The 14,246-nt window shown below is 64.5% G+C and carries 10 protein-coding genes and 1 pseudogene; all 11 read right to left on the bottom strand.

Annotation, left to right across the window (positions count from 1 at the left end):
* Nucleotides 1–46 precede the first annotated feature (46 nt).
* The 11 genes and pseudogenes from pip to HDIA_RS11895 all read right to left on the bottom strand — a co-directional run bounded on the left by pip (nt 47) and on the right by HDIA_RS11895 (nt 14,175).
* On the bottom strand, nt 47–1,006 hold the full coding sequence (gene pip, locus HDIA_RS11945; protein ID WP_099556371.1) for a prolyl aminopeptidase: 960 nt from the start codon (nt 1,004–1,006) through the stop codon (nt 47–49).
* On the bottom strand, nt 1,003–1,527 hold the full coding sequence (locus tag HDIA_RS11940) for a GFA family protein (protein ID WP_099556370.1): 525 nt from the start codon (nt 1,525–1,527) through the stop codon (nt 1,003–1,005). Before HDIA_RS11940 ends, pip begins: the two co-directional genes overlap by 4 nt.
* Nucleotides 1,528–1,806: 279 nt before the next feature.
* On the bottom strand, nt 1,807–3,243 hold the full coding sequence (gene cysS / locus HDIA_RS11935; RefSeq protein ID WP_099556369.1) for a cysteine--tRNA ligase: 1,437 nt from the start codon (nt 3,241–3,243) through the stop codon (nt 1,807–1,809).
* Nucleotides 3,244–3,711: 468 nt separating this feature from the next.
* Nucleotides 3,712–4,521: an MBL fold metallo-hydrolase gene (locus HDIA_RS11930; protein WP_099556368.1), complete on the bottom strand. Its 810-nt coding sequence runs from the start codon at nt 4,519–4,521 to the stop codon at nt 3,712–3,714.
* Entirely contained in the window at nt 4,518–5,327 is an 810-nt protein-coding gene (locus HDIA_RS11925) for a TatD family hydrolase (protein ID WP_245884249.1), read from the bottom strand. Before HDIA_RS11925 ends, HDIA_RS11930 begins: the two co-directional genes overlap by 4 nt.
* A 237-nt stretch (nt 5,328–5,564) precedes the next feature.
* Nucleotides 5,565–7,109, bottom strand: a pseudogene (gene metG, locus HDIA_RS11920) (methionine--tRNA ligase); the annotation flags it as partial.
* Between the two features lie 117 nt (nt 7,110–7,226).
* Nucleotides 7,227–8,279 carry a DNA polymerase III subunit delta' gene (locus HDIA_RS11915; RefSeq protein WP_099556365.1) on the bottom strand — a complete coding sequence of 351 codons (1,053 nt, stop codon included), beginning with the start codon at nt 8,277–8,279 and terminating at the stop codon, nt 7,227–7,229.
* Between the two features lies 1 nt (nt 8,280).
* Complete coding sequence (gene tmk, locus HDIA_RS11910) at nt 8,281–8,922, bottom strand: dTMP kinase (protein ID WP_173796219.1); 642 nt, start codon at nt 8,920–8,922, stop codon at nt 8,281–8,283.
* Nucleotides 8,923–9,012: 90 nt separating this feature from the next.
* Nucleotides 9,013–10,125: a D-alanyl-D-alanine carboxypeptidase family protein gene (locus HDIA_RS11905; RefSeq protein WP_162292637.1), complete on the bottom strand. Its 1,113-nt coding sequence runs from the start codon at nt 10,123–10,125 to the stop codon at nt 9,013–9,015.
* Nucleotides 10,126–10,250: 125 nt separating this feature from the next.
* The gene (locus HDIA_RS11900) at nt 10,251–11,687 is read right to left on the bottom strand and encodes a septal ring lytic transglycosylase RlpA family protein (RefSeq protein ID WP_099556362.1); all 1,437 of its coding nucleotides are present in this window, start codon (nt 11,685–11,687) and stop codon (nt 10,251–10,253) included.
* Between the two features lie 529 nt (nt 11,688–12,216).
* A complete protein-coding gene (locus HDIA_RS11895) occupies nt 12,217–14,175 on the bottom strand; it encodes a BTAD domain-containing putative transcriptional regulator (protein WP_099556361.1) in 1,959 nt (652 codons plus the stop codon).
* Nucleotides 14,176–14,246: the final 71 nt, after the last annotated feature.

The raw sequence follows: 14,246 nt of genomic DNA, 5'->3' as shown, positions 1-14,246 counted from the left end.
CCCTTTCTTCAATGTGGCCGGCCGCATTCGCGGCCTGTCGCGTAGGTCAGTTGTCGGCGAAGCGGTCGGTCGCCTCGATCAGGTGATGCAGGATGCCGGGCTCGGAGACCGCGTGGCCGGCACCTTCCACGATGACGAAATCCGCCTCGGGCCAGGCCTTGTGGAGTTCGTAGGCCGTCTGCACCGGCGTCGCCATGTCGTATCGGCCCTGCACGATGACGCCGGGGATGCCGCTGAGGCGCGAGGCGTTGGCGATGAGCTGCCCCTCCTCCACCCAGCCTTCATGAAGGAAATAGTGGTTCTCGATGCGGGCGAAGGCGATGGCGAAGTCGTCGGCGCCGAAGCTCTGCGACATGCGGGCATCGGGAAGCAGCGTGATGGTCTCGCCCTCCCAGACGCTCCAGGCCTTTGCGGCTTCCAGACGGACCGCGCGGTCGGCATGGGTGAGCCGGGTCCGGAAGGCCTTGATCAGGTCGCCGCGCTCCTCCGGCGGGATCGGCGCCACGAGGCGTTCCCACTTGTCGGGATAGATGCGGGCCGCGCCGCCACCGTAGTACCAGTCGAGTTCTTCCTTGCGCAGGGTGAAAATGCCGCGAAGGATGATCTCGGTGCAGCGGTCCGGATGCGTCTCGGAATAGGCGAGCGCCAGCGTCGATCCCCACGAGCCGCCGAAGACCTGCCACTTGGCCACCTGCATGATCTCGGCGCGCAGGCGTTCCATGTCGGAGACCAGATGCCAGGTGGTGTTGGCTTCCAGCTCCGCATGGGGCTTTGAGCGTCCGCAGCCGCGCTGGTCGAACAGCAGGACGCGGTATTTCTCCGGGTCGAACAGGCGGCGCTGCATCGGATTGCAGCCACCACCTGGGCCGCCATGCAGGAAGACCGCCGGCTTGCCGACGGGGTTGCCGCACATCTCCCAGTAGACGCTATGGCCGTCGCCGACATAGAGGTACCCGGAGCCGTAGGGCTCGATCGGCGGATAGAGGGTGCGTCTTTCAGCCTTCATGCGTCATTCTCCCGCGTCTCAAGCATGTCGGGGTGGCTTTCGGTCACGCTCTCGGGTGGCCAGATTTCGGTGTCGTGGTCCGGGTGCTGGTGGGAGACGATTTCGGCAAGGAATGGCAATGCCGAAACGTCTTCCTCGGTTCGGGTTCCTGGCAGGCTGTCGAGCTTGTCGACATACGGCAGCCGTCCCTCCAGACCGTATTGCACGGTGGGCTCGATCGCCACGGGGTGATCGAAGGCCGCAATGGCGATCGCAAAGCCGTCTGGGGCCTCGTAGGTCAGCGGCGTTCCGCAATGGGCGCAGAAGCCGCGTTTGACGAGGTTCGAACTCTGGTAGGTCGCCCGTTCGCCGCGGGTCCAGGTCACCTTGGTCTCGTCGACGCTGACGAGCGGCGCGAAGAAATTGCCGAAGGCCTTCTGACACATGCGGCAATGACAGATGGAGGCATGGCCGAGCTTGCCGGAAACGGCAAAGCGCACGGCGCCGCACTGGCACCCGCCTGTCTTGACGTCGTCAGTCATTGTTCCTGCTCCCGGGCCGGGATGCCGATCTGTCCGGCCCTCTTGTGCCCTCATCCCAAGCCGGCACCCTGCCCCTGTCGTTGTCGATCAAAGGGGCAAGATCGGATGACGGAGATGACACTCCCCTGGACCGACGCGGAGCGTTCGATTGAACGCAGGCACCGGCCGGAGCCGACAACATGCCGCGCGAGCGCAGGACCGGTTCGCCGGACTTGCCGGCGGCGGCGATCCGTCTCGTCCCCTTGAGGCTCGGGGACCGGTCGCGCGGCACACGATCCGTCACCGCTTCAGTTCCCATGTGGTGACGGCCTTGCCCGTCGCCGGGTCCTTGCCGTCCTTGAGCAATACACCCATTTCGCCGAGCTCGTCGCGAATGCGGTCCGAGGCGGCGAAGTCCTTCGCGGCACGGGCAGCGAGGCGCTCGTCGATCAGCTTCCGGATCTCGGCCTCGTCGACATCGGCGGTTGGCCGGCGAGCGGCAAATGCTTCCGGGCTCTCGGTCAGGAAGCCCATGAAGCGCAGCGAACCGGCGAGCGCCGCATTATCCGACTTCAGGCCATGGAGTTCGGCAATGGCCTTCGGCGTGTTGAGATCATCGGCCAGCGCCTCCAGAACGCCAGCGGCCGGCGTTGTGCCAGCGATGTCTCCGACCGACTGGTACCAGTCGTCGAGCAGCTTCCAGCTCTCCTCCAGCCCCTTGATGGTGAAGTCGATGGGCTGGCGGTAGTGCGTGCGCAGCATGTTGAAGCGCAGCACCTCGCCCGGCCAGTCGTCGAGCAGTTCGCGGATCGTGAAGAAGTTGCCGAGCGACTTCGACATCTTCTCTCCCTCCACCTGCAGGAAGCCGTTGTGCATCCAGACATTCGCCATGACGCCGGTGCCGAGCGCGCAGCAGCTCTGGGCGATCTCGTTCTCGTGGTGCGGGAAGACAAGATCGATGCCACCGCCGTGGATGTCGAAGATATTCTTCTTCGGGTCGTCGCAGGAAAGGCCTCCACCGTCTGGCGCTAGCAGCTTGGCCATCGACATGGCCGAGCATTCGATGTGCCAGCCCGGACGACCGAGCCCTTCGATGCCCGCCGGCGACGGCCAGCCGGGCTCGCCCTCTTTCGAGGGCTTCCAGAGAACGAAGTCCATCGGGTCGCGCTTGTAGGGCGCGACGTCGACGCGGGCCCCGGCCAGCATCTCGTCGAGCGAGCGGCGGGCCAGTGTGCCGTAGCGCGGACCGGGTCTGGCGTTCATGGCCGACGGCGAGAAGAGCACGTGGTTCTCGGCGACATAGGCGACGCCCTTTTCGACCAGACGCTCGATGAGCGCGATCATGTCGGCGATGTGCTCTGTGGCGCGCGGCTGCGCCGTCGGCGTCAGGCAACCGAGTTCGGCGATGTCCGCCATGAACTGGGTCTCGGTCACCGAGGTCACCTTGCGGATCGCCTCGTTGAGCGGCAGGCCGGGATGCTCGCTCGCCGCGCGCGCGTTGATCTTGTCGTCGACGTCCGTGATGTTGCGCACGTAGGAGACATGTGCCTCACCATAGACATGACGCAGCAGGCGGAACAGCAGGTCGAAGACGATTACCGGGCGGGCGTTGCCGATATGGGCATAGTCGTAGACCGTCGGCCCGCAGACATACATGCGCACGTTGGCCGGATCGATCGGCACGAAGTCGTCCTTCGTGCGCGTCAGCGTGTTGTAGAGCCTCAGCGTAACAGTCATGGGTCTCCCGCCCGCGCTGGCCGGGGGGTCCGTATCAGGGTCTGGAAAGGTCAGACGCGATCGGCCGCGGCCAGCTTGTCAGCTAGCCACAAATAATCGAACGGATGCCGGCGAGAGCCGAGCTTTGCGCGATCGTCATCATGGCCACGTGTATGGTCCGGAAGCCGCTGATCGTCAAGAGCATCCCGCATCGGCCGCAGGACGGAAGACCGAATTTTCGGTTCCGGCCAGCGAGATGGATTGCCCGATCACCCAAGTCGCGCCGCCGCAATGCGCGGCGTCTGCTGTGTGGTCCGGGCCAACTTTTCCTGCCAAAAGCACCCTTCCTCCGGCAGGCTCTCAGATGTCGGTGTTAACCTCTTGAATTTGCAGTTTACTCTTCGTTCACGAATTGCCGTTGATGTGTCACATCCGGAGTTTAGGTGCGTTAAATTACATTATTTCAATGGCTTATACAAACTTCATAAACTACATTAACGCTTCGATGGTCATTCCATCATATCCAACGGTGGCAAATTTCGGCAATTCACGTGATATTTCAACGTAATCCAAGTCGGCATGCATGTGTGTCAGGATCGCATGTTTCACTTTAAGTTTAAGTGCGCAATCGATTGATTGATAAACGGAAAAATGACTTGGATGCGGTTTTGGCCGCAGGGCATCCACAATCCACGTGTCGAGGCCTTGAAGATGGACCACCGTCTCGGCCGGAATGTCGCTCACGTCCGAGGAATAGGCCACGTCACCGATGCGGAAGCCGAGGCTGTCGATGTCACCGTGGATCTGGCGATAGGGCAACAGTTCGATGGGACCGCCGGGGCCGTCGATGGTGAAACGCTGGCCGGCGCGAATGCGGGTCTCGTCGAGGATCGGCGGGTAGTTGGAACCGGGCGGCGTCTTAAAGCAATATCCGAAGCCCTCGTGCAGGCGTGCGCTGGTCGTCTCGTCGGCATAGATCATCACCCGCTTACGACGGTTGTGAACGAAGGCCCTGAGGTCGTCGATGCCGTGGATATGGTCAGCGTGGGCATGGGTGTAGACGACCCCGTCGGCCCAGCCGATCCCGGCCATCAGCATCTGCTCGCGGAAGTCGGGGCCAGTGTCGATCACGACGACGGTCCTGTCGCCGTTGTCGGCGAAGCGTTCGACCAGCAGCGAGGCACGCCGCCGCCTGTTCTTCGGCTCGTGCGGGTCGCAGGCGCCCCAGTCGCCGCCGATGCGCGGTACGCCCGTCGAGGCGCCGCAGCCGAGGATGGTGAAGCGATAGCGGGCTGTCATGCGCCGTCCGGCCTTGCCACCTTGCCGAAGAGGCGGAAGAAGTTGTCGTTGGTCTGCCGCGCCATCTCCTCGAAGGAGACCCCACGGGTTTCGGCGAGGACCTTGGCGGTGTTGACCACGTAGGAGGGTTCGTTGCGCTTGCCGCGGTAGGGCATCGGCGCGAGATAAGGCGCGTCTGTTTCGACGAGCAGTCGGTCGGCCGGAAGGTCCCTTGCGATGTCCCTGATCTCTTCGGACCGCTTGAACGTCAGGATGCCGGAGAAGGAGACGTAGAGGCCCATGGCGATGCCGGCCTCGGCCAGCTTGCGTCCCGACGAGAAGCAGTGCAGCAGGGCCGGAAAGGTGCCCTTCGTCATCTCGTCCTCAAGGATGGAGATCATGTCGTCGTCCGCATCGCGGGAATGGATGACAAGCGGCAGGCCGGTCTCGCGGGCAGCGCCGATATGAGTGCGCAGCCCCTGTGCCTGCGCCTCGCGCGGTGCGTTGTCGTAGAAATAGTCGAGCCCCGCCTCGCCGATTGCCACCACCTTCGGGTGCTCGGACAAACGCACCAGATCTCCGACGGTTACATCGAGTTCCTCATGTGCATTGTGCGGATGCGTTCCGACAGAGCAATAGACGTCGGGATAGCTCTCGGTGATCTTGAGGAGTCCATCGAGCTTGGCGACACGCGTGGAGATGGTCACCATCCGGACGAGGCCGGCGGCACGGGCGCGGTCGACAATCGCGTCGCGCTCCTCGGCAAAATCGGGAAAGTCCAGATGGCAATGGCTGTCGACGAGAGGCACGGTCGGGGTAGCAGTCACGGGGATCGGGTCCGGAGGTCGTTGGCGGGAGGATGTCCTGCCTCGTCAGATAGCCACCCGCTGCGTGCATGTCGAGGGGCATCACGGAGACAAGAGGTCCAGCCGGGGCTGGCGCCCATTTGTGGATCGGCAGATTTCGCCAGAGAGTTTAAGAGCAAAAATCGGGCCCAATGAAAAACCCGCCCGGCGTTTCCGCCGGACGGGTTTGCTTCGATCGCAACGGTGCGGCTGACTGCGTCAGGCGGCCTTTTCCTCGTAGCGCGGAAAGATCGCCTCAGGCGCAGGCAGTTGCGTGCCCGCCTTCATCCGGTGCTCAGGACCCAACGCCGCAAAGTCGCGCGCATCCTCCGGTACCGCCAGGATGGCGAGGAGCTTTGCCGCCGACGTCGGCATGACCGGCTGAACGAGGATCGCCACCTGACGAAGGATCTCGGCGGTCACATAGAGCACCGTGCCCATGCGCGCCGGGTCGGTCTTGCGCAAGGCCCAGGGAGCCTGCGCCGCGAAATAGCGGTTCGCCTCCGCGACGACACCGAAGACGGCGTTGAGGGCGGCATGGATCTGCTGGCCGGCGATCGCCTGCCGGCAAAGCTGCAGCATGCCGTCGGCCTTCGCCAGCATCGCCTCGTCCTCCTCGGAGAAGGCACCGGGTGTCGGCAGCACTCCATCGAGATTCTTGGCGATCATCGACAGCGAGCGCTGGGCGAGATTGCCGAGGTCGTTGGCAAGGTCGGCGTTGATACGGGCCACGATCGCCTCGTGGCTGTAGTTGCCGTCCTGGCCGAAGGGCACCTCGCGCATGAAGAAATAGCGCGTCTGGTCGAGCCCGTAGGTGTCGACGAGATCCTTCGGCCCCACGACATTGCCGAGCGACTTCGACATCTTCTCTCCGCGATTGAAGAGGAAGCCGTGGGCGAAGACGCGCTTCGGCAGCGGCAGCCCGGCCGACATCAGGAAGGCCGGCCAGTAGACCGTGTGGAAGCGGACGATGTCCTTGCCGATGACGTGAAGGTCGGCCGGCCACCACTTGCGGAACATCTCGCCGTCCTCGTCGGGGAAGCCGACGCCGGTGATGTAGTTGGTGAGCGCGTCGACCCACACATACATCACGTGCTCCGGGTCACCCGGCACGGGGATGCCCCAGTCGAAGGTGGTGCGGGAGATCGAGAGGTCCTTGAGACCGCCCTTGACGAAGTTCATCACCTCGTTGCGGCGCTCCGCCGGGCCGATGAAGTCCGGGTTGGCCTCATAATGGGCGAGCAGCTTTTCCTGATAGGCCGAGAGGCGGAAGAAATAGCTCTTCTCCTCCACCCACTCCACGGGCGTGCCCTGCGGGCCGAGCCGGACATCGTCGCGCATGACGGTCTCGTCCTCGCCGTAGAAGGCTTCGTCGCGCACGGAATACCAACCGGCGTAGCTGTCGAGATAGATGTCGCCGTTCGCCTTCATCTTCTCCCAGATCGCCGCCGACGATTCATAGTGGCGCGGCTCGCTGGTGCGGATGAAGTCGTTGTTGGAACAGCCGAGCATCTTGACCATGGCCCTGAACTCGGCCGAGTTGCGCTCGGCCAGTTCGCGCACTGGAATTCCCAGTCCGCGTGCCGTCTGCAGCATCTTGATGCCGTGCTCGTCGGTGCCGGTGAGGAAATAGACGTCATTGCCGTCAAGCCGCATGAACCGGGCAATCGCGTCCGTCGCCATCGCCTCATAGGCATGGCCGATATGGGGCACCCCATTGGGATAGGAGATCGCGGTCGTCAGGTAATATTTCGGTTTCATGGATTTGCGGCTTTTCCCTTGATCCGGACGCGCAGCCGGCCAGCGTTCGCCGGTGTGCCGTGACGGATGGCCAAAATGGAGCGGCGAACGTCAGACATGGCCGCTCCGAGGCCTTCGATACTAGGCGCGGGCGCAGTCCGCAAGGGATTGAACGATATCAAGCACGGCCTGCTTCCGGTCGAGATTGATGCCTTCCGTCTCGGCAAGGATCCGCTCCACCCGGCCGAAGGCATCGGCATATGGCTTGGCGGCCGAAGCGCCCTGTTCGGCGGCAAGGCGCATGTGCTCGGTGAGGTAGGTGCGTGCGAATTCGCCGACGAGCGGCAGTTCGTCCCTGCCCTTGCGGCCCGTGGCGGCCTCGGCGAAGCGGTGCAGCGCCTTCCGGTCGATCCGGGGCAGGTTTGCGGCAAGGTCGTCGAAGGCGGCGGCAAGTTCAAGGCCGTTGCCGGACAGGCATTCCAGCGCCCGGCGCACGCTGCCCTCGGCAAGTTTTTCCAGGCTGGCCTCGTTTGAGGGATCGACGGCAAGGCCGAGATGATCAAGCGCGGCATGCAGGTCTTCGGCTGCCAGCGACGAGAGGATCAGCCGACGGCAACGCGAGCGGATCGTCGGCAGAAGACGCCCCGGCGCATGGCAGAGCACGAAGAAGACGGCGCGAGGCGGCGGCTCCTCGAGCATCTTCAGGAGCGCGTTGGCGGCGTTCGGGTTCATGTCGTCCGCCGCGTCGACAATGGCGATACGGTAGCCCGATCCGCCGGCGCTGTTGCCAAAGAACATCGCGGCCCGGCGGACCTCGTCCACCGACAGGACCGTCATGTAGCGCTTGCCGTCGGACGACAGCGGGCGCATCAGATGCAACAGGTTGGGATGGGCTCCGTGCGTGACCTGCGCGTCGACGCGCGGATCGAAGGTCGTACCCAGATCGTCGCTTTCCGGCGCGCGTGACGGATCGGCATGGCTGAGGAGATAACGCGCCATGCGGTAGGCGAGTGTCGCCTTGCCGATCCCCTTTGGACCGGTGATGAGCCAGGCATGGTGCATGCGGCCGCTGCGATAGGCTGCGGCCAGTGTGTGTTCCGCCTCGCGATGCCCGAAGAGCGCCGTCTGCTCGCGCGGCAGGGGAATTCCTTCCAGCGCGTCGGCCTCACCTCCAAGGTCTCCGGATGCCGCCATGTCAGCCTCCGTTCGCCGGCGACATGATCAGATTGTCGGCGATGGCTGCGATCTCGCGCGCAACATCGTCCGCGGCGCGATCGGCATCGATGACCCGGCAGCGTTCCGGTTCCGATGCAGCGACCGTGAGGAAGCCCTGACGGCGCGCCTCATGGATGGCGACGGCATCGTCCTCGAAGCGGTCGGGGCCGGCGGACCTTCTGGCCGCGCGCGCCAGTCCGACCGAAACGGGAAGATCGAGGATGAAGGTCAGGTCGGGCTTCAGGCCGCCGGTGGCCGCCTGTTCGAGGTCCGCGACCGTCGCCTCGTCGAGGCCGCCTGACATGCCCTGATAGACGCGCGTGGAATCGACGAAGCGATCGCAGAGCACGATCTGTCCCTGGGCGAGTGCCGGCCGGATCGTCTCGGCGATGTGATCGATGCGGGCCGCCGCGAAAAGATGAGCCTCGCCGAGGGGACCGAGCGGTCTGGCCCGGCCGGAAAGCAGGATCTCGCGGATGGCTTCGGCGCGAGGGGAGCCGCCGGGCTCGCGCGTCACATTGACGGTCAACCCCTTCGTCATGAGATGCGCGGCAAGCATCGCAATCTGCGTCGACTTGCCCGCACCCTCCCCGCCTTCGAACGTGATGAACCGGCCTGTCACGCCTTCTCCCCAAACCATCTGTCTTGCTTGTCTCTATCGCATCGAAGGCCCGGTTTGGAAGGCAAATCGAGGCTCGTTCCCGAGCCGGCCCTACCACCAACCGAAAAGGAGTTGGTATAGACCGTCGCCGGCCTTCTGCGAAAACGTCCCCTCACTCACGTCCGCCCCGGCGACCAGCGGAACGCTTGCGACGTTTTCGCCGGCAACGGAGATTTCGAGGCTGGCGATTTCCTGGCCGGCCTCGACTGGAGCGCTGACCGGACCCTCATAGACGACAGCGGCCGAAACGTCGGCGTCGTCGCTGACCGGCAGAACGGCGGAGGCGCCGTTCTGCGCCTTGACCGGTATCCGTTCGACGGCGCCCCGGAAGACGGAAACCTCGCCCACGGTCGCGCCCGGCGGAAAGAGGGCCACGGGCCAGAACTCGTCAAAGGCCGCATCGACCAGTGCGGTCACCTCGTCGTCCCTCGCCTTCTCGCTGCCCAGCCCGTTCATGACAAGGACAATCCGGCGGTCGCCGCGCTCGGCCAGGATGGCAGCGCCATAACCGGCGCGCTGGTCCCACGCCAGCATCATGCCGAGAACGCCCGGAACGTTGCGCACGGGCGTTGTCTTGTTGCGCTGGGTGATGCCGTTCCAGGTGAAATCGGGGGCGGAAAACAGCGTGTTCGCGTCAGGGTGCCGGGTCCAGATCCAGTCGCAGAGAAGGGCAAGGTCCGCCATTGTGATCCGGGCGGACGGGCTGGCAAATCCGGTGGGGTTGGCAAAACGGCTGTCGCTCATCCCGATCCGGATGGCCAGTTCGTTCATGCGACCGGCAAAGACCTGTTCCGAGCCGGACAAGCCTTCGGCAAGGATGATGGCGGCGTCATTGGCGTGATCGACGACGAGCCCGCGAAGAAGATCGGAAACGGGGATTTCGGATTTTATCCTGGCGAACATGGTGGTGACGCCGGCCGGTGCGCCGCCGGATCGCCATGCATGCTCGCTCACTGGAAATGGCGTCGTTTCCGCAATCTCGCCTTGGTCGAGGGCGTCCAGCACCACCGCAAGCGTCATCAGCTTGGCAAAGTTGCCCGGGGCGAAGACCTCGCCACTCCGGCGCTGGATCAGGACGCTGCGACTGGTCGAGGAATCGACCATCAGGATGCGGGGGGCGGCGGTTTCGACCGCTCCGGCAGGACCGGCCGCGGTCAGGGTCAAGGCTGTCAGGGCCAATGCGGCCAGGGTCAAGGCAATTCGGCCGCCGGCCGCTGTCCTGCGAAACAGGCGGCTCGACGAAATGTTCGGGCGATCCGATCCGAATGCGCTCCCGGCCCGCATGGGTGTCAGCGCCGAACGAAGGCTCCGCCTGCACCAGCCTCGCTCGCGGCCTTGATGGCCGCGTCGGTCGTCACGCCATCGGCGAGCGCCGTGAGGCGAACCCGCTTCAGCGTCCGGCCGTTGGCGACGAAGTCGTCGACCGCGACATCACCGAGATGCGAGAGAGCTGCGGTCAGGCGATCGGCGTTGGCGGCATCGGAAAAGGAGCCGAGTTCGATCACCGGGGACGAGGCATTTCCACCAGCGGAAACGGCGACCGGCGAGGTTGTCGTCGCCTCGGTTTTCAGACGGGCCTGCAACTGCGACAAGCTAAGGCCCTGCCCGACATCGGTCACGGCGCTGTAGGCCTGATTGATGCGGTCCTCGGCATAGGAGTTGCGCATCGACGGCATTTCACGCGGCGTCGGGACAAAGGTGCCGAACGGATTTCCGGCGTCGGACACCGCCGGCTCGGCCGAGGGCGCGTAGCTGACCTTCTGGACGAAGGCCGGACCCTGCGTCGGAACCGTGTAGGAGGCGTTCGTCACCTGCGCCTGCGGCGTGACGATATCGGCCGAGGCGACCATCGTGCCGGAACTGGTCAGGAATGCATCGACCGGATCGGCGTTCGAGGCGACGATGGCATAGACTTCGACGCCGTCCATCGGCCGCTCGGGCGGCAGAACGTTCAGGCGGGCAACCTGCGTGAGAGGAGCCGGCGCGCTTTTCCGGGAGGCGGTCGGCACATCGACGCCCGGCAGCGCCTTGTCGTTGCTCGCCAGCGTCGTGCCCGGCATCGTACCGCCCGGCACGACGCCATCAGGACCACGATAGGACGCCATCAGGTATCTTGTATCGTCACCCTCGGTCGGCGCCGGGCCGACATAGGCGACCTTGATCTTGGCAACACCGGCCTGGCGAACGCCAAGCATATCGGCGGCGCGCTTGGAAAGGTCCATGATGCGCTTGCCGTGGAACGGCCCGCGGTCATTGACGCGGACGATTACGGAGCGACCGGTATCGAGGCTCGTCACACGCGCATAGGACGGCAGCGGCATCGTCGTGTGAGCCGCCGACAGGTGATTCATGTCGTAGATTTCGCCGTTGGCCGTATAGCGGCCCTGGAAGGCGCTGCCGTACCAGCTGGCAAGTCCAACGGCGGCATAGTCGGGATTGAGCCTTGGCACATAGCGCTTGCCGGCAACCACATAGGGCTTGCCGACCATGGAGCGTCCGCCCCCCTTCGGGATGGGATTGCCGTCGGCAACGACACGCGGGCTCGGCTTGACGCCCAGCTTGGGATCAAGCTTGGCGGACGTTCGCGTCAGGATCTGGTCCGGGCCGCTGGAACATGCAGCAAGGGCGAGCGTTGTCAGAAGGGCGGTAGCGGCGAGGCGTGCCGTGCGCCAGTTGGCAAAACGCGCATTGTTAGCGGTTTCGCCAAACCCATTCTGCTTCTTCATGCCTGTGTCAGCCTTGTTTTCGACACGCATCCGGCGACGGCACCATGCGCCCCATCTGGGCAACAGGCGACATCGGCGTCATGACCCTTGAACCAAGTTGCACCATGCGCAACGACCGTTAACGTACAGTTAACCGACTGCGCACGACCCGATTCAACGGACCGCGTATCGTCCCTCGAACACGAAAGGCCGGCTCGGAGCTTCGGCACATGCCGCTCTCCGTATCCGCGTCCTTCCCCGAATTGAACTCCGGCAGACACATTCACAGGCCGGAGCCCAAGGACACCGCCCGATTTTGGAACCACCCCTGATCCCTAATCGGTTGCATGTCCAGGAAGTGTCCCGCTTCCTGCGGGACGATGACCAGAAGCCAGCCCACTGCCACTGGCACTGCGTCCGCGATGATCACCCAAATCATCACCGGCGCGTGAACTTTTCTAAACCGTCGCAGGCTTTCTCGTAAAGGGGCTGCGGGGCTTTTTGTATACCAATCATTTCAAATCTTGCGACAAGGCCGCCGAACTCCGGATCAGACTTCGGCGCCGGCAATCTTCAGCCAGCCTGCAAGCTGCTGTTTCATCGAGCTTGAACACATCGGCGGCGAGGCAAGGAACCATGCGGCGAGCGCAGCGTCATCGGGCTTTTTCTTATCGCCCAGCCAGCGGCCGCGAATGAAGTCGAGATATTCCTTCCAGGCCTCGCGGGCGTCGCTCTTGCGGCCGAGCGCGGCGAGAGCGGCGGCACGATATCCGCCTCCGAGAGGAATCGCGTTCTGCGAGCGCTCGGCGGCCTGGACCGCCTTCTCCGCTTCGCCGGCGAAAAGGTAGACGGAGACGCGATAGCCCCAGAGCAGCCGCGTTGCGCCGACGTCGAGTTCCAGCGACCTGTCGACCAGCCGCAGCGCCTCCGTCGCCTGACCGCAAAGCGTCAGCGCGTCGGCTGCGGAGGCCAGGACGCGCGGATTGCCGGGATTGAGCTCGCAGGCGGCATTGAGGGCACCGATGGCATCCTGATGATTGCCGGTCATCACGAGGCTCCAGCCGAGGCATAGATGAGCGCCGGCGTTGATCGGATCCTTTTCGGCCCCTCGCCTTGCGTGTCGCACGGCTTCCAGATTGGCCATATCGATCTTCGGCCGGCCGGGAAAGACGATGTGCCGGGCGTTGAGGATCTGGGCGAGACCGGTGTTTGCCTGGGCGAAGTCGGGCGCTTCGTCGAGAATCGAGCGCACGATCGCTTCCGCCCGCTGTTCCTCCTCCGGGGTCCAGAAATTCAGGAGTTCCTGGGCCCGCAGCCAGCGGTCGTAGATCGAGAGCGAGACGTCCGGCATGGCGGAAAGACGCGCAAGCCGGTCGGCGGAGAGATTGACATGCAGGGCTGCTGCCAGCCGGCGGGCCAGCCGCTCGCAGGTCTGGAACCAGTCGGCGAGACTGAGCGTCGACTTGTCGCTCCACATGTAGCGGCCGGTCGAGGCCTCCTTCACGGTCAGGGCAAGACGGAGCAGGTCCCCGTCCGGATAGGCGGCGCCCTCGAGCACATAAGCATCGTGGAGCGCGGCAAGATCGAGCGGCTCACTCGGCTCGATGATGACCCAGTCGCGGAACGGAAGCAGGGTTGCCAGAAAATCGCGCCGGAAACCGTCGGTCAGGTAGTTCAGTCCCGGATCGATGCCATAGGCGTCGAACGGCCTGACGAAGATGCGGATCGGTTCGGAAACGGCCGCGGCGCGGACGGGCTCGGCCGGCGTCTCGACCGTCGCGCTCTTGATCCTGACGGCCAGAGCCTGGGTCTCGTTGGAGGGCTCCGTTCCGTATTCTTCGTCCAGCAGGTCCCAGAGGATGCCGTAGCGCCGGATGGCGCTGCCAAGGTCGCCCCGCCCGGCATCGCTGTCCATGAGGCAGCGGCAGGCGAACTCGTTGGTCGGGTCGGCCTCCTGCAAGGCGAACGCCCAGGCGCGACGCTCCTCGTCCGTGGCGGCGTGGTCGAGCCGGCGCTCGAACTGGGACAGCAGCCGGTCGCCCTGGCTCTGGCGCAGAACGGCGAGCCAAAGCTGGAACGAGGGATCGAGGTCCTCGAAGCCGGCGAAGAGCGTCTCGTTCAGCCGATGCCAGGCCACGCCAGGCGGTGGCCGCTCCGCGGAGACGATTGCCGCCTGGATTTCCTGGATATCGACGACGAGGTTCTGAGCCGCCAGATGAAGATCGCTCCGGCCGACAACAAGGATGTCTTCAAGACGCGGCCCCAGCGACTGTTTCAGGTCGTAGATCGTCTGACGCAGCGCGCCTCGTGCCTGCTCCGGCGGCCGTTCACTCCAAAGGAGGCCGATAATCCGCTCACGCGAGAGCATGCCGGATGGCGAGAAGGCCAGAAGGCCAAGGATTGCCAGAGCCTTGCGGTTCTTGACGGTTGCCAGCTCATCGCCAAACCGGAGGCGCGGCTCCCCGATCAGTTCGATCCGGCAGATGTTCGAGGCGCCGTCGCCTTCCATCTCACGCACAGACGCCCCCGATCGCCAAACCTTCCAATGGTTCCGATTGAATGATCTTCTGACCCGAATGC

Origin of the sequence: Hartmannibacter diazotrophicus (genome assembly GCF_900231165.1) — a bacterium.
GTDB lineage: Bacteria > Pseudomonadota > Alphaproteobacteria > Rhizobiales > Pleomorphomonadaceae > Hartmannibacter > Hartmannibacter diazotrophicus.
Note: the sequence above shows the minus strand (reverse complement) of the source record. Positions and strands in the feature narration are given on the sequence as shown.